This is a genomic window from Pantoea sp. CS_6, from assembly GCF_041954745.1.
GTDB classification, from domain to species: domain Bacteria; phylum Pseudomonadota; class Gammaproteobacteria; order Enterobacterales; family Enterobacteriaceae; genus Pantoea; species Pantoea stewartii.
Genome location: NZ_JAVAYG010000006.1, coordinates 54,299 through 74,719 on the forward strand (window position 1 = coordinate 54,299; position 20,421 = coordinate 74,719).

At 56.3% G+C, this 20,421-nt stretch carries 20 protein-coding genes; 4 read left to right on the forward strand and 16 right to left on the reverse strand.

Features of this window, described 5'->3' with window-relative positions:
* Positions 1 to 45: 45 nt before the first annotated feature.
* Together RAC90_RS10600 and RAC90_RS10605 are read left to right on the forward strand one after the other, a co-directional pair.
* The gene (locus RAC90_RS10600; RefSeq protein WP_375124326.1) at positions 46 to 1,311 is read left to right on the forward strand and encodes an ABC transporter permease; all 1,266 of its coding nucleotides are present in this window, start codon (positions 46 to 48) and stop codon (positions 1,309 to 1,311) included.
* A gap of 10 nt (positions 1,312 to 1,321) precedes the next feature.
* Positions 1,322 to 2,146 carry an ABC transporter permease gene (locus tag RAC90_RS10605; protein WP_033740651.1) on the forward strand — a complete coding sequence of 275 codons (825 nt, stop codon included), beginning with the start codon at positions 1,322 to 1,324 and terminating at the stop codon, positions 2,144 to 2,146.
* Positions 2,147 to 2,463: 317 nt separating this feature from the next.
* Here the strand turns inward: RAC90_RS10605 and yfcD are convergent, their stop codons facing one another.
* Positions 2,464 to 2,988, reverse strand: a complete 525-nt coding sequence (yfcD, locus tag RAC90_RS10610; protein WP_033740653.1) for an NUDIX hydrolase YfcD — start codon at positions 2,986 to 2,988, stop codon at positions 2,464 to 2,466.
* A gap of 110 nt (positions 2,989 to 3,098) precedes the next feature.
* The gene (gene yfcF / locus RAC90_RS10615; protein WP_205958660.1) at positions 3,099 to 3,740 is read right to left on the reverse strand and encodes a glutathione transferase; all 642 of its coding nucleotides are present in this window, start codon (positions 3,738 to 3,740) and stop codon (positions 3,099 to 3,101) included.
* Positions 3,741 to 3,923: 183 nt separating this feature from the next.
* Here yfcF and RAC90_RS10620 point away from each other — a divergent pair, with 183 nt between their 5' ends.
* Positions 3,924 to 4,823 (forward strand): TIGR01777 family oxidoreductase, encoded by a 900-nt coding sequence (locus RAC90_RS10620; RefSeq protein WP_033740657.1) that lies wholly within the window; start codon positions 3,924 to 3,926, stop codon positions 4,821 to 4,823.
* 29 nt (positions 4,824 to 4,852) lie between these two features.
* On the opposite strand, the gene RAC90_RS10625 is transcribed toward RAC90_RS10620, so the two are convergent.
* Genes RAC90_RS10625 through dalD form a run of 3 tightly spaced genes read right to left on the reverse strand, consistent with a single transcriptional unit; the run spans position 4,853 to position 9,032 of the window.
* Positions 4,853 to 6,133 (reverse strand): MFS transporter, encoded by a 1,281-nt coding sequence (locus tag RAC90_RS10625; protein ID WP_033740658.1) that lies wholly within the window; start codon positions 6,131 to 6,133, stop codon positions 4,853 to 4,855.
* A 34-nt stretch (positions 6,134 to 6,167) separates the two neighbouring features.
* A complete protein-coding gene (gene xylB, locus RAC90_RS10630; protein WP_375094130.1) occupies positions 6,168 to 7,631 on the reverse strand; it encodes a xylulokinase in 1,464 nt (487 codons plus the stop codon).
* Between the two features lie 9 nt (positions 7,632 to 7,640).
* Positions 7,641 to 9,032, reverse strand: coding sequence for a D-arabinitol 4-dehydrogenase (gene dalD, locus RAC90_RS10635; RefSeq protein WP_375124327.1), 1,392 nt, complete (start codon positions 9,030 to 9,032; stop codon positions 7,641 to 7,643).
* Between the two features lie 192 nt (positions 9,033 to 9,224).
* Here dalD and RAC90_RS10640 point away from each other — a divergent pair, with 192 nt between their 5' ends.
* On the forward strand, positions 9,225 to 10,199 hold the full coding sequence (locus RAC90_RS10640; protein WP_375094140.1) for a sugar-binding transcriptional regulator: 975 nt from the start codon (positions 9,225 to 9,227) through the stop codon (positions 10,197 to 10,199).
* Here RAC90_RS10640 and hisP read toward each other — a convergent pair.
* The 11 genes from hisP to RAC90_RS10695 form a co-directional block, all read right to left on the reverse strand.
* Positions 10,192 to 10,965, reverse strand: a complete 774-nt coding sequence (hisP, locus tag RAC90_RS10645; protein ID WP_033740666.1) for a histidine ABC transporter ATP-binding protein HisP — start codon at positions 10,963 to 10,965, stop codon at positions 10,192 to 10,194. The genes RAC90_RS10640 and hisP overlap by 8 nt on opposite strands.
* A gap of 8 nt (positions 10,966 to 10,973) precedes the next feature.
* Positions 10,974 to 11,690 carry an ABC transporter permease gene (locus RAC90_RS10650; protein WP_033740667.1) on the reverse strand — a complete coding sequence of 239 codons (717 nt, stop codon included), beginning with the start codon at positions 11,688 to 11,690 and terminating at the stop codon, positions 10,974 to 10,976.
* Positions 11,687 to 12,373, reverse strand: coding sequence for a histidine ABC transporter permease HisQ (locus RAC90_RS10655; protein ID WP_033740669.1), 687 nt, complete (start codon positions 12,371 to 12,373; stop codon positions 11,687 to 11,689). Before RAC90_RS10655 ends, RAC90_RS10650 begins: the two co-directional genes overlap by 4 nt.
* Before the next feature lie 167 nt (positions 12,374 to 12,540).
* On the reverse strand, positions 12,541 to 13,323 hold the full coding sequence (gene argT / locus RAC90_RS10660; RefSeq protein ID WP_006120054.1) for a lysine/arginine/ornithine ABC transporter substrate-binding protein ArgT: 783 nt from the start codon (positions 13,321 to 13,323) through the stop codon (positions 12,541 to 12,543).
* Positions 13,324 to 13,590: 267 nt separating this feature from the next.
* The gene (locus RAC90_RS10665; RefSeq protein WP_006120055.1) at positions 13,591 to 14,160 is read right to left on the reverse strand and encodes a UbiX family flavin prenyltransferase; all 570 of its coding nucleotides are present in this window, start codon (positions 14,158 to 14,160) and stop codon (positions 13,591 to 13,593) included.
* 101 nt (positions 14,161 to 14,261) lie between these two features.
* Positions 14,262 to 15,779 carry an amidophosphoribosyltransferase gene (gene purF / locus RAC90_RS10670; protein WP_033740671.1) on the reverse strand — a complete coding sequence of 506 codons (1,518 nt, stop codon included), beginning with the start codon at positions 15,777 to 15,779 and terminating at the stop codon, positions 14,262 to 14,264.
* 37 nt (positions 15,780 to 15,816) lie between these two features.
* Positions 15,817 to 16,302, reverse strand: a complete 486-nt coding sequence (gene cvpA / locus RAC90_RS10675) for a colicin V production protein (protein ID WP_026021019.1) — start codon at positions 16,300 to 16,302, stop codon at positions 15,817 to 15,819.
* A gap of 252 nt (positions 16,303 to 16,554) precedes the next feature.
* Complete coding sequence (gene dedD / locus RAC90_RS10680; RefSeq protein WP_375124328.1) at positions 16,555 to 17,334, reverse strand: cell division protein DedD; 780 nt, start codon at positions 17,332 to 17,334, stop codon at positions 16,555 to 16,557.
* Positions 17,324 to 18,592 (reverse strand): bifunctional tetrahydrofolate synthase/dihydrofolate synthase, encoded by a 1,269-nt coding sequence (gene folC, locus RAC90_RS10685; protein WP_039339708.1) that lies wholly within the window; start codon positions 18,590 to 18,592, stop codon positions 17,324 to 17,326. Before folC ends, dedD begins: the two co-directional genes overlap by 11 nt.
* A gap of 91 nt (positions 18,593 to 18,683) precedes the next feature.
* Positions 18,684 to 19,598, reverse strand: a complete 915-nt coding sequence (gene accD, locus RAC90_RS10690; protein WP_033740674.1) for an acetyl-CoA carboxylase, carboxyltransferase subunit beta — start codon at positions 19,596 to 19,598, stop codon at positions 18,684 to 18,686.
* A 155-nt stretch (positions 19,599 to 19,753) separates the two neighbouring features.
* Positions 19,754 to 20,410, reverse strand: coding sequence for a DedA family protein (locus RAC90_RS10695; RefSeq protein ID WP_033740676.1), 657 nt, complete (start codon positions 20,408 to 20,410; stop codon positions 19,754 to 19,756).
* Between the last annotated feature and the right edge of the window lie 11 nt (positions 20,411 to 20,421).

Consider the following 20,421-nt stretch of genomic DNA (forward strand, 5'->3'; position numbering starts at 1 on the left):
CCTGCTGCCGGACGCGATCCGGCAGCCCCTTTTCAGGAGGTCGGCATGAGTCAAAATCCCTTGATGGATTCAGCGCCCGTCAGCCGTACGGAACGCGCGTTCAGTCTGCGCCACTCGTTCAACCGGGCAGGTTGGTTAAAAACACAACGCTCTCTGTTTTTAGTGGCCCCGTTACTGATTTTCGTCGTGGTGTGCTTTTTATTCCCTATCGGCTCTATCCTCAGCATGAGCGTGAGCAATCCTGAGCTTAATGACGCCCTACCCCAAACCAGCCAGGCCCTGGCGAAATGGGACGGTAAAGCGCTACCGGATGAGAGCCTGTATGCACTGCTTGCAAAAGAAGTCAGCGCGGCACGCGAACAGGGCCAGATTTCGGGGATTGCGAAGCGGTTAAGTTATGAAGATAACGCGTTTCGCCGCCTGATCCTGGCCGTACCGCGCCAGGCGCCCGAGGATGGCCTTAACGTCAAAGCCACCCTTATCGACAAACAGCCCCTGTGGGGCGAGTTATCCACCTGGCAAACCCTGAAGCGCGTAGCAAAGCCTTATACCAGCTATTACCTGCTGTCGGTGTTTGACCATAAAGTCGATGCCAGAACGGGTGAAATCACCGCGCAGTCGCCGGATCAGGCGCTGTATGTCAACGTCCTGCTGCGCACCTTATGGATGGCCACCGTCGTGACGTTATTGTGCGTGGGGCTGGGTTATCCGCTGGCCTACTGGCTGGCGAAACAGCCTTCTAACCGGGCCAATCTGTTGATGATTATGGTGCTGCTGCCCTTCTGGACCTCACTGATTGTGCGGACGGCCAGTTGGATTGTGCTGTTACAGTCCGGCGGATTAATCAACCGCACGCTGATGGGCACCGGGCTTATCGACAGCCCGCTCACCCTGGTGTTTAACCGGGTGGGGGTTTACATCTCCATGACACATATATTGCTGCCTTTTATCGTGCTGCCGCTGTATGCCGTAATGAAAGGCATATCCCCCAGCTACGTCCGCGCAGCGGTGTCGCTGGGCGCGCATCCGTTTGTCGCCTTCTGGCGCGTCTATGTGCCGCAGACCTTTGCCGGGATCACCGCAGGTGCGTTGCTGGTGTTTATGATGGCGATTGGCTACTACGTGACGCCAGCCCTGCTGGGCGGCCCGGACGACCAGATGGTCAGCTACTTTGTCGCCTTCTTTACTAACAGCACGATGAACTGGGGCATGGCCGCCGCCCTGGGCAGCCAGTTACTGATCATTGTCACGTTACTGTATGTGGTCTATTCGCGCGTTACCCGCACTTCTTCTGAAGCCGCGGTGCGTTAAGGAGCAAATGATGAGACAACAAGGTTCCACGCTGCTGCGGGTCTGGCGTTACCTGTTTAATTTTTACGGTGCCGCCGCCCTGCTGTTTTTAATAGTGCCGGTGCTGGTGATCGTGCCGTTGTCGTTTAACGCCAGTTCGTTTTTAAGCTATCCCCTCAGTGGCTTTTCATTGCGCTGGTACGACGCGTTTTTCCATTCTAACGAATGGCTGGGCGCGCTGATGAACAGCCTGCTGGTGGCTCCGCTGGCCACCCTGCTGGCCACCGTGCTGGGCGTACTGGCCGCGATGGGCCTGGTACGGGGCGACTTTCGCGGTAAAGCGCTGGTGATGGCAGTCATCATTTCACCGATGGTTGCACCGGTGGTGATCATCGCGGTGGGCATGTTTTTCTTCTTTGCCAAACTGTCCCTGCTAAACAGCTATCTCGGGCTGGTTCTGGCTCATGCGCTGCTGGGCGTCCCGTTTGTGGTGATCACGGTCGTGGCCGTCCTGAAAAGTTACGACACCAACCTGACACGCGCCGCCGTCAGTCTCGGCGCCTCACCACTGCTGGCGTTTTGTAAAGTCACCCTGCCGCTGATTGCACCGGGCGTGTTTTCCGGGGCGTTATTTGCCTTCGCGACCTCCTTTGATGAAGTGGTCGTCACGCTGTTTCTTGCCAGCCCTACGCAGCGGACGCTACCGATTCAGATGTTTGCCGGTATCCGCGAGAACCTCGATCCCACCATTGCAGCGGCAGCCACCATTATGATTGCGGCCTCTCTGTTGCTCCTGATCGTGATGGAAGTGCTGCGCCGCCGTGGCGAAAAAATGCGTCAGCCGCAGCCGGTCTGATCCTCTTTACTTGCTTTGCGCACGCACCACACCGCCCTTTACACTGAGAGGGCGATTTTTTATTGATCCCGGGCACAGGCGCGTGATGTCAGCCACGATCCCCACAATGGGTTAACGATCAAACGTCTTAATGCAATACCCGACTGAGACATCGTCAAGACAGACTGGCGCGGTGGCGGAAAAGCGAAAGCCGACGCCCGAGGAAGAATGACGCTGCCCGCCAGGAAAAGGCTGCCGTCAATCGTATTGTGGAGCGCGTTGCCGCAAAAGAAGGAAGGATGCTTTGCGAACGGCAAGGCGTTCGCAAAGCAGAAAACTCAGTTGCTGTTTTCGTTATTGCGGCTCAGCCACAACGACAGCGCTTTGAGTGAATCATCGGTAAACTCGTCGCAACGGGCGGTGATTTCATCCGGCGTCATCCAGAAGATTTCATCAACCTCTTCTTCCTGCATCGCAAACGGGCCGTGAGAGACGCAACTGAACAATCCGCCCCAGACGCGGCAGTGCTCATCTTCGAAATAGAACTTGCCATGCTCCGCAAAGGGCACGTCGGCAATACCCAGCTCTTCTTCCGCTTCACGTCGGGCAGATTCCAGCATATCCTCACCGCTCTGCACCACGCCGCCTGCCGTCGCATCCAGTTTACCCGGCATAAAATCTTTGATTTCAGTACGGCGCTGAACCAGTATTTTCCCCATACCATCGTGAACCACGATATAGGTCGCGCGGTGACGTAAGCATTGTGCACGCATCTGCGCGCGCGTAGCCTGCGCAACGACTTCATTCTCTTCGCTTACGATATCGACCCACTCGATCTCGCCACCAGCAGTTTGATCCACCATCCGTAACCCTTTCCTGTTTAGCGTGTCTTCATGCACGCGCTGTTTGCCACATCTATATCATAGTGTGTCGTAAGGTAATCACTTATGACAACTTGAGCAAGCGCCGATCGCTAGCGATGTTTACCGCTCTCCGTCAACCACAACTGCACCGATGCACGCTGCCACTGAAACTCAGCATAATGCTGTAAACGGGCTGGCAAGGGATCACCGTGAAGCGCCAGTCGATTAAGCATGACAGCCAAATCGGTATCTGCAATCGACCACTCACCAAAAAGGTTTTGCTGCCCTTCCGGTAACAGCCGCTGTACGGCACTTATCAGCTTATCGGCCGCCTGAAGCGCAGCGGGCGTAAGCGGCGCAAAGCGCTCTGCGGCGAACAGCACTTCTGTGGGACGCTCCTGTCTGATCGGCAGCAAATCACTGCGTAGCCAGGCCTGAATCTCCCGGGCGCGCGCGCGTTTCTCGCGATCTTTAGGATAGAGCCGTTCAAATTCTGGCGCGGCAAAGCGCTCTTCAAGGTATTCACAAATGGCTGAGGACTCACTCAGCATAAACTCATCAACCTGTAACGTTGGCACACGGCAGGTCAGTGACAGGCTACGGTAGGTGTCGTCAAGCTGCTGGTTTTGGGATAAATCAATGCGCCTGACGCTAAAAGGGATCCCCTTTTCCGTCAGCGCAACGTAAACCGACATCACATAAGGACTGAAAAACGATGAATCTGACCATAGGGTAATGGAGGGGTAATTCATCTGCTACCTCGATATCGCTGACAGGGGTGCATCATGTTTACCGATTTTTATTTCTGAAAACAACCCGGTGCTGGTCCGATGTTTGCCGCCACCGCACGAAATTACGAAGCGGCTCACGCCAGCCGGGAACGACTCTTCTATGATGAAGTAAGCAAAAAATAAAAAATCAGACGGAGCCGCACTATGCATATCTTAATGACCGGTGGAACCGGGCTTATTGGCCGCCATCTTATTCCGCAGTTACAGGCGCGTGGTCACACGATCAGCGTGGTGACCCGCGATGTCGTAGCCGCACGGGAAACGCTGGGCGAAAATATCGCCTTCTGGTCTGGCCTCGCACAGCAGCATTCGCTGGATGGGGTGGATGCCGTGATCAACCTGGCCGGTGAACCGATTGCCGATAAACGCTGGACCGAGCCGCATAAGCAGCAACTGTGCGAGAGCCGCTGGCAAATCACAGAACGTATTGCCTCACTCATCAATGCCAGCACCACGCCGCCGCGCGTGTTGATTTCGGGGTCGGCGACCGGCTTTTACGGCAACAGTGGTGAAGTAGTCCTGACCGAAGAGGATCCCGGCCAGAATGAATTTACGCATACGCTCTGTGCCCGTTGGGAACAGCTGGCACTGACGGCACAAAGTGACCGGACGCGCGTCTGCCTGCTGCGCACCGGCGTGGTGCTGGCGCGTGAGGGCGGCGCCCTGAGCAAAATGAAACTGCCGTTCAGGCTCGGCGTCGGTGGCCCGCTCGGCAGCGGTAAACAGTATATGCCGTGGATCCACATCGATGACATGGTCAACGGCATCCTGTGGCTTCTGGATCATGACGACTGCCAGGGCCCGTATAACATGGTCGCGCCCTATGCGGTGCGCAACGAGCAGTTTGCCGCCACGCTGGGCGAGGTCATGCACCGCCCGGCTTTCATGCGCACGCCCGCCAGCGCCATTAAGCTGATGATGGGCGAATCCTCGGTGCTGGTGCTCGGTGGACAACATGTGCTGCCTAAACGGCTGGAGGCCGCAGGGTTTCGCTTCCGCTGGTATGACCTGCATGATGCCTTAAAGGACGTGGTTAAGGGGTAATGCCGGGGGAGCCTGTGGCTCCCCTTCTTCTATTGCGATGTTACTGCGGACCCTGACTTGCGCGCTGTACGTTGCGCGCCATGATGAGGCTGCGGCACACGGATAATAAACGTCAGCACCCCGGCAAACAGATACAAGCCGGTATAAGCCCACACCACCCCGACGATATCAAAAAACGGCAACAGCATAGAGGCGATGGCCGGCGCGACAAAATTGCTCATCCCCGCTGACAGGTTATAAACCGAGACCGCCGCGCCCTGATGATGCGGCTCCAGCGTGGGAAAGACGGCTGTCATCGGCACAAACGCCGCGACGAAAATCCCCAACATGACGGCCGGAATAAGGGCGACCATGAAGTTATGACCGGCATAAACGGGCAGATAGTAGAATGCCAGACTGGAGAGCGCCATGCCCAGACAGCCAAACCAGCGCACCTGACGGATCCAGCCAATCCGCTCGCCCATGATGCCCCAGAAGATATTGGTGAAGATGGTGACAAAGAAAAACACCGCCCAGATTTGTAACCATTCCGACAAGGTGAAACCCAGCCGATCCACAAACAGCAGCGGCATGATGATGGCAAAACCAAACAGCGACAGCGTATTAATAATGCGGATCAGGCAGGCGTAAAACACATGCTGATTAGTAAACAGGATGGTCACCGCCCGGGACATTTCCGTCATTTTCTCGCGCATCGGTAAGTTCACGCGTGAGCGGTCGACCGGCACATGGCGCAGGCTAAAAAACGCCAGTACGCCACCGCAGGCCACCCAGGCAATCGCCAGCCATAATGTCCCGGTTTCACCAAGAGAGGGAATAATCAGGCTGGGCAGATAGCTCCCTACCACACCAATCCCTACCGAATACATTGCCCAGAACCAGCCCGTCGCCGCCGCGAGGCGTTCACGCGGTAACACCTGGACCAGCAGCATCATAAAAGAATAGATAAACAGCGGATAAGCCAGGCCGCGAATGCCGTAGAACAGCAGCATAAGGGGATAATTACGCAGTCCCAGCCCCAGGCTCATGAACAGGGCATGCATGACAATCCACAAGACAAAACCGATTAACATGGCGCGCTGAGGCGTAATCAGTTCCGCCACCACGCCGGAGGCCCAGGCGGCCAGCGCGACCGCTAAACCGTAACAGGTAAACACCAGCGCCGACTGGCCCGGCGTGAAGCCCATATCGGTGATATGGCGTGACAGAAATGCCATTTCGAAACCGTCTCCTGCCATAAAAATCGCAATGGCGACGAATCCCCAGATCAGCTGTTTAGGCAAGCCAAACCAGTACGCAGTTGCATGCATAACGATGGTCCTTCTCTGTTCGGTTACAGGTGAATCAGGCCAGTGAACGGGTCTGAACTTGTTGGTGATATAGCGCGCGGAATCGTGCCAGACGTTGTTGCAGCACCGCGCGAAATTCGGGGTCCGGCAGATAGCGCGCCTGCACGGACGGTTTGCGGCATACGGTCGCTTCATCACCGCCCGTCGCCAGCCAGGCCAGTCGCGCCGCCCCCAGCGCGCCGGACGCGCTGGCCGGATGCGTCACCACCGGAGAGTCCAGCACATCGGCAATCAGCTGCGCCCACAGGCTGCTGCGCGCGCCGCCACCGGTCAGGCTGAACTGCGTGATGTCCTGCCGTCCGTCGCCCAGAACGGCCAGACCGTCGGCCAGGCCAAACGCGACACCTTCCAGCACCGCGTACCCCATGAGGGCGCGCTGGGTTTCATGGCGCAGGTCATAAAACGCGCCCGTGGCATCAGGGTCGTTATGCGGCGTGCGCTCGCCAGAGAGATAGGGCAGGAAAAGTGGGGCCCGCTGTTTCTGTGTTGGGCTCAGCTCAGCCACGTCCTCAAGCAGTTGATTTTCACTGACCGACAGCAGCTGACATACCCAGCGCAGGCAGCTTGCAGCACTGAGCATGACGCTCATCTGGTGCCAGCGACCAGGCAGCGCATGGCAGAACGCATGCACACCGGACTGCGGATCGGCCCGTAGCCGCTCGTTAACCACAAAAATCACGCCGGAGGTCCCAAGGGAAATAAACGCATCGCCTGGGTGAATGGCACCGACGCCGACCGCTGACGTGGCGTTATCGCCACCGCCGCCGGCAACGATCACCGCTGTCGACAGGCCCCATTCGCGGGCAAGGTCAGGTCGCAACGTGCCGCTGACCGCATTGCCCTCCACGATTTCAGGCAGCTGCTCGCGACGCAGCCCTGTCGCGGCCAGTAGCGCGTCTGACCAGTCGCGCGTCGCCACGTCCAGCCATAATGTTCCGGCGGCATCGGAGGGATCCGTCACCCACCGTCCGGTTAAGCGCCAGCGCAGGTAATCTTTCGGCAATAACACTTTGCTGATGCGGCTAAAGCAGGCGGGCTCATGCTGCGCAACCCAGCGCAGTTTGGGTGCCGTAAAGCCCGGCATGATCATGTTGCCGCTGATTTGCATCATCTCGGGATGGTGCTGATGTAGCCAGTTACATTCCGCCGCGCTGCGCGTGTCGTTCCACAAAATACAGGGCCGCAAAATGTCGCCCTGTTCATCCAGCAGCACCGCACCGTGCATCTGGCCGGACAGGCCTATCGCCGTGACAGCCGACCAGGCCTGAGGCGCCTGCTGGCGCAGACGCGCCATCACCTGTTGGCAGGCGTGCCACCAGTCATGCGGATGCTGCTCTGCCCAGTGCGGATGCGGCCGCTGCACCTGCAAGGTGGCATGTTCAGATGCCACAATGTCGCCCTGCGCATTCAGGATCAGCGCTTTCAGCTCGGATGTGCCAATATCGATACCCAGGTACATGTCGTTCCCCTATGCCACAGCCAGTTTCTGTTCCGGCTGGGCCAGCCATGTCGTGAGCCCGGCCACGGTAGCGGTGAGGCGTGCATGAAAATCGGCGGAAGTCGCCAGCGCCCCAAACAGGGAAGGCTGCGTCATATAGGTCCGCAACGGATCGGGCTGGGTGAACCACTGCTGAATCACGTCGGGTTGCAGAACACCATCCTGATAGTCGTAAGGCAGTTCGCCCAGCGCCCAGCGCTGCAAAAACAGATAAAACAGGGCCGGTAACACCACGCTGGCCGCAGGTGGCGTTCCGCGCTGATAGCACGCCTGCAAAGTGGGCGTGACCATCGCCGGGATTTTCGACAGGCCATCCGCCGCCACACGCTGGTTGGTGTCTTTGATCCAGGGGTTACTGAAGCGCGACAGTACGACATCGCGGTATTCAGCCAGATTTAAGGGACTGGGGGACAACGACGGGATGACATCCCGCGAAACATACTCCCGGGCCATCTGATGAATCGCTTTCTGCCGGGTACTTTCGTCGATGTAGCGCAAGCCGATCAGCGTGCCCGCCCAGGCAATCGCGCTATGGGTGGCGTTGAGGATGCGGATCTTGGCTTCTTCCCAGGGCAACACCGACTCCACCAGCTCAACGCCGACCTGCTCCAGCGCCGGACGCCCGGCAATAAAGTCATCCTCAATCACCCACTGGATAAAGGATTCCGCCATCACCGGCACCGCGTCATCTTTACCCGTGGCCGCCAGCACACGTCCGGCAATATCCGCCGTAGGACGCGGTGTGATCCTGTCCACCATGGTATTCGGCGAGGTGGTGTGAGTCCGCACCCAGTCAGCCAGCGCCTCGTTCCCTTGTGCGTTAAGAAACGCCAAAAAGCCCTGGCGGAAACGCTCACCGTTATGGCGCAGATTATCGCAGTTCAGCAAGGTAACGGGGCCGCCGCCGTTCGCGACGCGCGCTGCCAGGATCCGCGCCAGCGCACCGTAAAGGGTGCGCGCCTCGCCCTGCAGATCCGCGCGAATATCGGGCTGCTGTAGATCCAGCGCATGTTCCGTCGTCAGGTAGTAACCGGCTTCCGTCACGGTAAAAGAAAGGATCCGGGTGGCAGGATCGGCGCCCTGATGCACCAGGGCGCGAAGCGCCTTATCCCAGGGCAGAATCTTGCGAATCGAGGTAATCGTTTCATAGTCGCGTTCGCCCTGCGGCGTGACCGTTTCCAGCACATACTCGCCGTGCTGCGCAGCCAACTGGGTCAACAGCGGTGACGCATCCTCACGGATGTTTCCCAGCGCAATGTGCCACCGACTGTCCCCTTGCTGCATCAGCCGGTGCAGATACCATGCCTGATGAGCGCGATGAAAAGAGCCTGCCCCAATATGCATCCACACGGATGTTGTCATAGTCACCTCAATAAGCATTTGTCATAACAGAGGGCAATTGCCCGAACGCTGTATGTTAATCAGAGGTTACGAGTATTATCTGTGACAGATCTCACGATAAAAGCAATTGCCCAATACCTGAGCTTTTGCCCTGATAGGTTTTTGCCGGCCATACGCGATAAACTAGCGATTCGCTGAGAAGGGAATGCCGTGATGAACAAAGAAGAGAAAAAGCAGGAACTGGCTGCACGCGCCGCCTGGATGTATTACGTGGCCGGGTTAACACAGCAAGAGATTGCCCGGGCGCTGGGACTCTCCAGGCAGGTTGCCCAGCGCCTGATTTCAGGCGCACGCGAAATGGGTATGGTCAGCGTCAAGATTGACCATCCTGTCACGCACTGCCTGCGCCTGGCACACGCGGTGCAGGAAGCCTTTGGCCTGCAGCACTGTCGTGTCGTCCCTTCTGCCGGGCTGGATGACGACGCTATTCAGCAAATGCTGGCGGTCGAAGGCGCAGAGGTTATGTCGCAGTTTATCAACGATGACCAGCCGCAGGTGTTTGGTATCGGTTCGGGTAAAACTCTGCGGGCGATTATTGATGCCCTGCCCTGGGTGGAGCGGCCCCAGCACCAGTGCGTTTCCATGATTGGTGCTATTGCGCGAGACGACTCCGGCACCCGCTATGACGTGCCGCTCAAGCTGTCTGAAAAAATGCAGGGCAAGTATTTCTTTATTCCTGCGCCGCTGTATGCCGACAGTCCGGAAGATAAACAGATGTGGTGCCAGCATCAGGTCTATCAACGCGTGGTCAGTCGGGCCTTACAGGCCAGTATGACCTTTCTCGGCATCGGCGAAGTCACACCCGGCTGTCCGCTCCATGCTGAAGGGTTTATCACCGACAGCCAGGTTCAGGCACTCAACGCGCGCGGCGTCGTTGGCGAAATGCTTGGCCACTTTTTCAATCAACAGGGTGAACGTGTGATGGGCGAGACCGATGCGCTGCTCACCAGCGTCACGCTGGAAAGCCGGACAACGCGTCCGATCATCGGTTTTGCAGGCGGCGAGCGCAAATTTGCCGCCATTCGGGCGGCATTAACAGGCGGCTGGATCTCGGGTCTGGTCACGGACGAATCTACCGCCACGCGCCTGTTAAGCAATGGCTCAACAGGCGCGGATCGGCTTACTTAAGAGAACCTTTCAGGAACTGCTGAAGGCGCGGGCTTTTGGGATTGCCGAACAACTCTGTCGGCGGCCCCTGCTCTTCAATCTTACCCTGATGCAGGAAAATCACATGGCTGGAAACGTGACGGGCAAACTCCATTTCATGCGTCACCACCACCATGGTTTTGCCCTCTTCGGCCAGCTTCTGCATGATGCGCAGCACTTCCCCGACCAGTTCCGGGTCAAGGGCAGAAGTTGGCTCATCAAACAACAGCACCTCGGGCTCCATCGCCAGCGCGCGGGCAATCGACACACGTTGCTGCTGGCCGCCTGACAGGTGCACCGGATACTTTGACTGCGCCCGCTCATCAATGCCGACTTTATTCAAATAGGTGACAGCGCGTTCGCGCGCCTGGGCTTTGCTCAGGCCCAGCACCTGAATCGGCGCTTCCATGACATTTTCCAGCACCGTCATGTGGCTCCATAAATTAAAGTGCTGAAACACCATCGTCAGGCGGGTGCGCAGCAGGCGCAACTGCTCTTTGTCGGCCACCTTTAGCTGACCGTCGGTATCACGGACCAGCGAAATGGCGGTGTTATTGACCGTAATGGTGCCTTCGCTCGGTTTTTCGAGGAAGTTAATACAGCGCAAAAAGGTACTTTTCCCTGAGCCGGACGATCCAATAATACTGATGACATCGCCCGCATTAGCATGTAAAGACACGCCTTTTAATACTTCATGTTCACCGTAACGTTTATGCAGTTCGGTGACGCTTAATTTGTTATCAGCCATAGTCTTACTCAATGCGATGAAGAAGGTTTCACATGGGCCAGCCAGCGACGCTCCGCCAGGCGGAACAGGCTAATCAGTGTGTAGGAAATAATCAGGTACAGGACGGCCGCAATGCCAAACGCGGTAAAGGGCTGATACGTTGCCGCGTTGATGTCCCGGGCGATTTTGAGCAAATCAGGCACGGTTGCCGTAAAGGCCAGCGCAGTCGAGTGCAGCATCAATATCACCTCATTGCTGTAAACCGGCAAGGCGGTGCGCAGCGCAGAAGGCAAAATAATACAGCGATACAGTTTAAACGTTGAGAAACCATACGCGCGCGCGGCTTCAATTTCCCCGTGAGGCACAGCACGAATCGCACCGGCGAAAATCTCCGTCGTATAGGCGCAGGTATTCAGGGTAAACGCCAGTAAGGTACAGTTCAGTCCGCTGCGGAAAAACGCATTCAGCAACTCGGTGCCTTTCACGATCTCCAGCGTATACATGCCGGAATAGAATACCAGCAGTTGAACATACAGCGGCGTACCGCGAAAAACATAGGTAAAGAGCCAGACCGGCAGGCTGATAAAGCGATTCGGCGACACGCGTGCAATCGCCAGCAGTACCGCCATACAGCCGCCCAGCACCACCGAAACAATCAGCAGCCATAGCGTAATCGCCACGCCGGTGAAGCGGTAACCGTCAGTCCAGAGCAATGATTTCCAGTACTCGTGGATAATCTCAATCATAGCTCTGCCCTCTTCACGCCAACCGTGTAGCGGCGATTGAGCCACCACAGCACGCCGTTAGACAGCGTGGTAAACACCAGATAGATCACACCCGCGACGATGGCGAAATAAAACGGCTGCCAGGTGCTCTTGCCCGCCAGCTGCGTGGCTTTAACCACATCTTCCAGCCCCAGCAGCGAGACCAGCGCGGTCGCTTTCAGGATCACCTGCCAGTTATTACCAATCCCGGGCAGCGCATAACGCATCATCGCCGGAAAGAGGATGCGACGGAAAACCTGGGAACCGGTAAAACCAAACGCGGTCGCGGCTTCGATTTGCCCTTTGGGCACGGCCATGAAGGCCCCGCGAAACGTCTCGGTAAAATAGGCCCCGTAGATGAAGCCCAGGGTGATAATGCCCGCGACCATAGGATCGATATCGAACTGCGCCAGACCCAGCGCATCGGTGATGTGGTTCAGCACTATCTGCAGACCGTAGAAGATCAAGAGCATCAGGACGAGATCGGGCACGCCACGAATCAGCGTCGTGTAGCCCTCAAAAATAAGCGACAGCAGGCGATGACGTGACAGCTTCGCGCCTGCGCCAATCAGCCCGAGAATCACCGCCAGCAGCACGGAACTCAGTGCCAGCTCCAGCGTGACCAACGTGCCTTTTAAAATGACATCAGAATAGCCATACAACATGGAAAAGATCCTGTCGTGGGGTTGAAACGGCGCTGAACCCGCCACGTGGGCGGGCAGCGTTGCTTCTGGTAAGGCATCAACCACAACGCAGAGGTTGCCGGGACCAGTGCGGCCAGGGCAACCAGGCGTTATCCGGTCAGGCGATTACCAGAGGCAAAGTCGACAGGTTAGTCACCGTACACGTTGAAATTAAAGTATTTCTTCGCAATTTTGTCGTACGTACCGTCTTTGCGCATGGATTCAAACGCTTTATCAATGGCCGCTTTCAGCTCGGTGTCATCTTTACGTAATCCTATACCGGTACCGACGCCAAAAATCTTGTCATCTTTCACGGCCGGACCGGCAAAAGCGTAGTCTTTACCGACAGGCTGCTTCAGGAAGCCTTCAGCCGCCTGCACTTCATCCTGGAATGCGGCATCAATACGGCCCGCAGTCAGATCCTGGTACACCAGATCCTGGTTCGCATAAGGCGTAACGGTCACACCTTTTGGACGCCAGTACTGGTTAGCATAGGTTTCCTGCGTGGTACCTTGCAGCACACCGACGTTTTTGCCTTTCAGCGATTCAACCGTCGGCAGAATTTTCGAACCTTTAGGCGCGACTAAACGGGCGTTGGCCGCATAGAGTTTGTCAGAGAAAGCAATCTCTTCCTGACGTTTCGCGGTGATAGAGAGCGAGGAGATGATAGCGTCAATTTTTTTAGCTTTCAGCGACGGAATCAGCGCATCAAAGTCGCTTTCCACATAGGTACATTTGGTCTGAATACGTTTACAGATTTCGTTAGCCAGATCGATATCAAAACCGACTAACTGTCCTTGCGCGTTTTTTGACTCAAACGGCGGGTATGTTGGGTCAGTGCCGACACGAATCGAGGCCGGTACGGCTGCAAATACGCTGGCCACACTGGACAGGCCCAACATTAAAGAAAGAGCCAGAACACGCTTCTTCATAGATTACCCTCAGCAAATTATTGTTATGTGATGCATGATGTGTGTTTGCAACGAACACTGCCAGTAACCTGTGCACGTTTCGTGCCAGTTATGCAGGTCTGCCGCGCACCCAGCCCGCCGTTTTTGCCACATAAAGGCTGGGTTTGTGAAAGGAATATATCAGTGAAGTCACAGAGAAAAAGCGATGTTGTGAACTTTTAGTTCATCAAATGCAGGAACAGTGATCGCTCCCGCGCTTTTGCACTAAATAAGTGCACAAGCTGAACCTTATGCACCTTGCCAGCGCACAAACAAATCCTGAGGCAGTTCAATGTCGAACTGATCGATAACCCGGTTAATTGTTTGATCGACCAGTTCGTCAATGGTTGTCGGACGATGATAAAACGCCGGTACCGGCGGCATGATAATCGCCCCTAATTCAGCGGCAGTCGTCATCATCCGCAGGTGGCCAATATGCAGCGGCGTTTCACGCACGCAGAGTACCAGCTTGCGCTGCTCTTTAAGCACCACGTCCGCCGCGCGCGTCAGCAGGGAATCGCTGTAGCTGTGCACAATGCCCGACAGGGTTTTCATTGAACACGGTAAAATCACCATGCCCAGGGTTTTAAACGACCCGGAGGAAATGCTGGCGGCAATGTCGCGCACATCATGAACCACATCGGCCAGCGCCTGAACATCGCGCAGACTGTAGTCACTTTCCAGGCTCAGCGTCTGACGCGCCGCGTGACTGATGACCAGATGGGTTTCCACGTCGCTGACCTGCTGCAAGACCTGCAGTAACCGCACGCCGTAAATCACACCGCTTGCGCCGGAAATACCAATAATGAGTCGTTTCATCGTTCAACCTTGCAGTGGCAAAGTGCACCATAATAGCGCAGCGCGACAAAAAACACAGAGGGCGGGATAAGTCCCGCCCTCTTTTTTTGCATCAGGCCTGATTAGCCTTCGTTATGCAGTTCAAGATTTTCGACTTCGTTCTGCCGCGCAATGGCTTTCGCGTCGTCGTTACGCAGGGATTCCAGATATTCAAGGTAGCCCTGATCCACATCTTTAGTAACGTAAACCCCGTTAAAAACGGAGCACTCGAACTGAACGATATCGGGATTCTCTTCGCGTACGGCTTCGATGAGGTCATTGAGATCCTGGAAAATCAGCGCATCTGCTTTGATAATCTGACGAATCTCTTCGACTTCGCGGCCATGGGCAATCAGCTCAGTGGCGCTCGGCATATCAATGCCGTAGACGTTAGGGAAGCGCACTTCCGGAGCCGCAGAGGCGAGATAAACCTTTTTAGCCCCTGCTTCGCGTGCCATTTCAATAATCTGCTCAGACGTGGTGCCACGCACGATAGAGTCATCGATCAGCAAGACGTTTTTATCGCGGAATTCGGCGCGGTTAGCATTGAGTTTGCGGCGCACGGCGCTGCGGCGCAGCTGCTGACCCGGCATGATAAAGGTACGACCGACATAGCGGTTTTTCACAAATCCCTGGCGGTAAGGCTTATCAAGGATGCGGGCGATTTCCAGTGCCGTATCCATGGAGGTTTCCGGAATCGGAATCACCACATCGATATCCAGATCTTCCCATTCACGGGCAATCTTCTGGCCCAGCTTGGTGCCCATGCGGACGCGCGCGCTGTAGACCGAAATTTTGTCCAGGAAGGAGTCCGGTCGGGCAAAATAGACGTATTCGAACAGGCACGGATTGTTTTTGGGGTTCTCGGCACACTGGCGGGTCGAAAGCTGGCCCTGCTCCGTGATGTAAACCGCTTCACCCGGCGCGACGTCACGGATGAATTCAAAACCCAGTGTATCCAGCGCGACGCTTTCTGAGGCCACCATATACTCGGTACGGCCATCCGCAATGACGCGTTTGCCCAGCACCAGCGGACGAATCCCGTTAGGATCGCGGAAGGCGACCATGCCGTGACCGATAATCATTGAGACCACCGCATACGCGCCGCGAACCTGCTGATGCACGGCGGCGATAGCGGCAAAAATGTTGTCGGCTTCCAGCGGATAGTGCTGAAAACGATCCAGTTCCTGCGCGAAGATATTCAGCAGGATCTCTGAGTCTGACGTGGTGTTCACATGACGGCGGCCTTTTTCGAACAGCTGCTTACGCAGTTCATGTGCGTTGGTCAGGTTACCGTTGTGTGCAAGAGAAATCCCGTACGGCGAGTTGACGTAGAACGGTTGCGCTTCAGAAGCGCTGGAGCTGCCCGCTGTAGGATAGCGTGCATGACCAATCCCCATGTTGCCTTGTAAACGCTGCATATGACGGGCTTCGAAAACATCGCTGACCAGGCCGTTGGCCTTACGCAGGCGAAAGCAGTTGAGCGCATCAATCGTACAAATGCCTGCGGCATCCTGCCCACGATGCTGGAGCACCGTTAACGCGTCATAGATCGACTGGTTTACCGGCATGAAACCGGTGATACCGACAATACCGCACATGTTGTCATTTCCTCATTAAGCCGTACGCCCGATGGTCTCACCGGGGCAAAAAACTCGACGTGCTTTTCAGGTAGTCAAAAAACCACCTGATTATAGAACTGAACTCGGGAATAAGTTGAGACTGCTGCCAGTCCGGGCTTTTTGAAAAACCCGTGAATGTATCCAGGAAGAACAGCAAAGCGGCTACAATAAGCACACCACGCAAGGCCCCGAAACAAACGCCTAATACCCGATCGGTTCCCGACAGGCCGGTTTTTTCTACCAGCGAGCCGATAACGTAGTTCACTATCGCCCCCACAATCAGGGTCGCAATGAACAGCACCGCAATGGCGATTCCGTTCCGAACCAGTTCGTCGTCAAAACCTGTAAACCAGACAGCAAGGTAGGCATAGTAATGACTGGCGACAAAAAACGCGCATCCCCAGGTAACAAGAGATAAGGCTTCGCGGACAAACCCTCGAACCAGGCTGACCAAAGCCGAAAAACCAACTACCGCAATAATGACGTAATCAATCCAGATCATGAACTCTTCCAGCGCCAGTGCCATTGCACCCCTGCATCCAGTTCGGGGCGCATTCTAACAGAAAAAGAAAACGTTTGCGTAGGGGTTTTCAGGTTCTGCATCCATAAAAAAGGCGAAGAAAAAAACGAACTCCGCCTGTGAGATTGTTATCCGGTTAACCCGTTGAAAAGCCGGGATAACCGTTGCCCGCCCCGCTTAGCCAGGGCTGATTGTCGCTGCCTGTTATTCTTATCGGCAGCGCCAATCACGGGTTTAACGCGCGCTGTAGGGTTTAACCACACCGCTTAGACCCGAGACGTTTTTCAGCTCGCCCACTGCCGCCTGCATTTTCGCTTTAGACGCATCCGGTCCCACATAAATGCGGGTGATTTGTCCCTGCACCGGCGTTGACGGCACCGTATAGGCCCGGTAACCCGACAGGCGCAGCTTCGCGACAATCTCGTTGACCTTGCTGGCGTTCTTCAACGCGCCCAACTGGACAACATACGCCTGTCCCGAGGGTTGCGTCTCTTTCGGTTGCTCTGCCGGGGCCGCTTCCTCGGTACGCGCTGCCTGCTCGGCCGGCCTGGTTTTTTCAACGGGCTTCGCTTGCTCAACCGGTTTGGTTTTCTCGACCGGTTTGCTCTGCGTCTGTTCTACCGGCTTCGGTTTAGCCTGCTCGGTATGTTTCGGTTTTGTCGTCTCAGCTGGTTTCTCTTTCGCTGTCGTCGCGTGTACAGGCGGCGGTGATACGACACTCGGCGCACTGTTTTGCCCGGGCTGCGTGCTGCCCTCTTGCGCCTGTGAGTTGCCCCCGTCAGGATGACTTACCGCACTGCCCGCGCCGGCAGGCGGATGGGCTGGCAGCGACTGGGTGACCGGCGGCACCATTTCGCTGTCCTGCTGGTCGTCCGGTTTCGGGACCAGTGGAATCGCCGCAAACTCTTCTTTGTAGTGTTTTTTCTTACCATCCAGCAGCCCCGGCAACACAATCACGCCGATGGCCACCAGAATAACGGTACCGACTAAACGGTTTTGAAACTTACTCGCCACGTCCTCTCTCCGTTTCAATCGATTCCATCACCTGCGCGACGGTCAGGAAAGAGCCGCATACCAGGATGATGTCCTGCGGTTCAGCCTGCTGCCGCGCCTGTTGCCAGGCCTGTTCGACATCTGCGAATGCCCGGGCAGACGTTACGTGTGCCATGAGTTGTTCTGCACTGGCACCGCGCGGGCCGGACAGCGGCGCGCAGTACCAGAAGTCGACCTGCGGAGCCAGCGCGGACAGCGTCCCGGCGATATCTTTATCATGCAGCATCCCGACCACGGCGTGAACGTGCCCCCGCGTCGGCAAGGCAGCCAGGCGCGATGCCAGGTAGCCTGCTGCATGCGGGTTATGCGCCACATCCAGAATCACGCGAGGCGACTCACTGACGGTCTGAAAGCGCCCGGGTAGCACCGCTAGCGGCAGGCTGGCGCGGATATGTGCGTCGCTGACGTTGAGCCCCGAGGCACGCAGCGCCACCAGCGCCGTTGCCGCATTCGGCAGGGGCACCTGCGGCAGCGGTAGATCGCTCAGTTCACCGTGCGCATCGCGCAGAGACCAGCTTTCTGCCTGCGCATGATAGTGCCAGTCACGGCCAAGCTGAATGAGCTGAGCGCCCTTTTCCCTGGCGACATCGGCAATCGTCACCGGCATAGCAGGTTCACCCACCACCGCAGGTTTACCCTGACGGAATACGCCCGCTTTTTCCCGACCAATACTGTCGCGATCCGGGCCAAGCCAGTCGGTATGGTCCAGCGCAATACTGGTCACCACCGCGACATCGGCATCCACAATATTCGTTGCGTCCAGCCGCCCACCCAGCCCGACTTCCAGAATGACCACGTCAAGCTTCGCCTGCTGAAACAGGTTAAGCGCCGACAGCGTGCCGAATTCAAAATAGGTCAGGGAGATAGTACCGCGTCCCGCTTCAATATCAGCGAAACTGGCGCTGTGTTGCGCTTCACTCAGCTCCTGTCCCTGCACCCGGACACGCTCCGTGTAACGCACCAGATGCGGCGAGCTGTAAACGCCCACGCGATAGCCCGCGGCCATCAACAGGGTTTCAAGCGTCCGACAGGTAGTGCCTTTACCATTGGTACCGGCAACGGTGAAAACAAAAGGGGCAGGCTTCAGCAGGTCCAGACGTTGCGCCACCTGGCGAATACGGTCCAGGCCCAGTTCAATTGCCTGAGTGTGGAGGTGCTCAAGATAATAAAGCCACGTGGCCAAAGGCGACGTGGCTTGAGGGAGGTGAAGATTGTCCATATGTCCCGTTTTGCAAATTTATACCCGGTGAAAGCAACAAGGTATAGGGTGCATGGGTGGAAGGCGCGACCGGCGCGCCTTCGGTCTCCTGTCAGGCCTCGTTACTCTCCGGGTGGGACGTCGCAGGTGCGAACTCTTCACCATCGTGCAACGGTGCCGGCAGGTTCATCATTTTTGCCAGCAGACTTGCCAGTTTAAAGCGCATTTCCGGACGACGAATGATCATGTCAATCGCGCCTTTTTCAATCAGAAATTCACTTCGCTGGAAGCCCGGTGGCAGTTTTTCACGCACGGTCTGCTCAATAACGCGTGGACCCGCAAAGCCAATCAGCGCTTTCGGTTCGGCCACGTTCAGATCGCCCAGCATCGCGAAGCTGGCGGAAACACCGCCCATGGTTGGGTCAGTCAGCACCGAAATATACGGCAGACCGCGTTCCTGCATTTTCGCCAGCGCCGCAGAAGTTTTCGCCATCTGCATCAGTGACATTAACGCTTCCTGCATACGGGCACCGCCGCTGGCGGAGAAGCAGATAAGCGGACAGTTGTCTTCCAGCGCCTGCTCGACCGCGCGAACAAAACGCGCCCCGACAACAGAGCCCATTGAACCGCCCATAAACGCGAACTCAAAGGCCGCCGCGACAACCGGCATACCGTGCAGTTGGCCTTTCATGACGATCAGCGCATCTTTTTCATCTGTCGCTTTTTGTGCCGCAACCAGACGATCTTTGTACTTTTTGGAATCCCTGAACTTCAGCAGATCTTTGGGTTCCAGCTCACTGCCCAGTTCAACCAGCGTGCCCTGATCGAGCAGGCTCGCCAGACGCTCACGGGCGTGCATGCGCATGTGGTGGTCGCACTTCGGGCAGACCTCAAGATTACGCTCCAGCTCGGCACGGTAAAGTACCTGGCCACAGCTGTCGCATTTCGTCCACACTCCTTCCGGAATGTTGGCACGACGTGCAGGCGTAATATTGCTTTTATTAAGAATGCGTTCAATCCAGCTCATTGATGACCTTTCTGTTAAAAACTGACCTGGTCCAGTCGTCTTGATGCTGCTGAAAACCGCTTCAGCAGACGGTAAATGTCGCTCATTAAACCACAACCAGTTAAGACTGTGGATAAAAATCTGGTCTTACCCCTGAGCGGTAAGCCTGCTCAGGGTTAATTTTGCTGCTTAGCCTGGCGGCGATGACGCCAGATTTCGATAATGCCCGGCAGAACCGATACCACGATAATGCCCAGGATGAGCAGCTTAAGATTTTCCTGCACCACAGGCAAATCGCCGAACAGATAGCCTGCATAGGAAAACAGCAGCACCCATGCCAGCGCACCGGTAACGTTAAACAGGGCAAAATGCCGATAGGACATGTGGCCCATGCCGGCGACAAAAGGGGCAAAGGTACGCACAATCGGCACGAAACGGGCAAGAATAATGGTTTTTCCACCATGACGGGCATAAAACGCATGGGTTTTATCCAGATAGCTGCGGCGGAAAATTTTCGAGTTCGGGTTGCTGAACAGGCGTTCACCGAACAGTTTACCGATGGTGTAGTTCACCGCATCACCCAGGATCGCCGCGATAACCAGCAGCGCGACCATCAGGTGGACGTTCAGATCGTTACCGGGCAATGCCGCCAGTGCCCCCGCGACAAACAGCAGCGAGTCGCCTGGCAAAAACGGCGTGACCACTAAGCCGGTTTCGCAGAATAAAATCAGGAACAAAATGGCGTAAATCCAGATGCCATACTGCGCGACTAATTCGGCCAGATGCACATCAATGTGCAAAATAAAATCGACCACAAAATGGATGAACTCCATAACGATCCCTT

Coding starts and splice junctions, on each gene's coding strand:
- accD (WP_033740674.1), bottom strand. CDS start 19,598: ATGAGCTGGATTGAACGCATTCTTAATAAAAGCAATATTACGCCTGCA.
- RAC90_RS10650 (WP_033740667.1), bottom strand. CDS start 11,690: ATGATTGAGATTATCCACGAGTACTGGAAATCATTGCTCTGGACTGAC.
- RAC90_RS10655 (WP_033740669.1), bottom strand. CDS start 12,373: ATGTTGTATGGCTATTCTGATGTCATTTTAAAAGGCACGTTGGTCACG.
- dalD (WP_375124327.1), bottom strand. CDS start 9,032: ATGACAACATCCGTGTGGATGCATATTGGGGCAGGCTCTTTTCATCGC.
- purF (WP_033740671.1), bottom strand. CDS start 15,779: ATGTGCGGTATTGTCGGTATCACCGGTTTCATGCCGGTAAACCAGTCG.
- yfcF (WP_205958660.1), bottom strand. CDS start 3,740: ATGAATTACCCCTCCATTACCCTATGGTCAGATTCATCGTTTTTCAGT.
- argT (WP_006120054.1), bottom strand. CDS start 13,323: ATGAAGAAGCGTGTTCTGGCTCTTTCTTTAATGTTGGGCCTGTCCAGT.
- RAC90_RS10640 (WP_375094140.1), top strand. CDS start 9,225: ATGAACAAAGAAGAGAAAAAGCAGGAACTGGCTGCACGCGCCGCCTGG.
- RAC90_RS10605 (WP_033740651.1), top strand. CDS start 1,322: ATGAGACAACAAGGTTCCACGCTGCTGCGGGTCTGGCGTTACCTGTTT.
- RAC90_RS10665 (WP_006120055.1), bottom strand. CDS start 14,160: ATGAAACGACTCATTATTGGTATTTCCGGCGCAAGCGGTGTGATTTAC.
- xylB (WP_375094130.1), bottom strand. CDS start 7,631: ATGTACCTGGGTATCGATATTGGCACATCCGAGCTGAAAGCGCTGATC.
- RAC90_RS10625 (WP_033740658.1), bottom strand. CDS start 6,133: ATGCATGCAACTGCGTACTGGTTTGGCTTGCCTAAACAGCTGATCTGG.
- hisP (WP_033740666.1), bottom strand. CDS start 10,965: ATGGCTGATAACAAATTAAGCGTCACCGAACTGCATAAACGTTACGGT.
- cvpA (WP_026021019.1), bottom strand. CDS start 16,302: ATGATCTGGATTGATTACGTCATTATTGCGGTAGTTGGTTTTTCGGCT.
- RAC90_RS10695 (WP_033740676.1), bottom strand. CDS start 20,410: ATGGAGTTCATCCATTTTGTGGTCGATTTTATTTTGCACATTGATGTG.
- yfcD (WP_033740653.1), bottom strand. CDS start 2,988: ATGGTGGATCAAACTGCTGGTGGCGAGATCGAGTGGGTCGATATCGTA.
- folC (WP_039339708.1), bottom strand. CDS start 18,592: ATGGACAATCTTCACCTCCCTCAAGCCACGTCGCCTTTGGCCACGTGG.
- RAC90_RS10620 (WP_033740657.1), top strand. CDS start 3,924: ATGCATATCTTAATGACCGGTGGAACCGGGCTTATTGGCCGCCATCTT.
- RAC90_RS10600 (WP_375124326.1), top strand. CDS start 46: ATGAGTCAAAATCCCTTGATGGATTCAGCGCCCGTCAGCCGTACGGAA.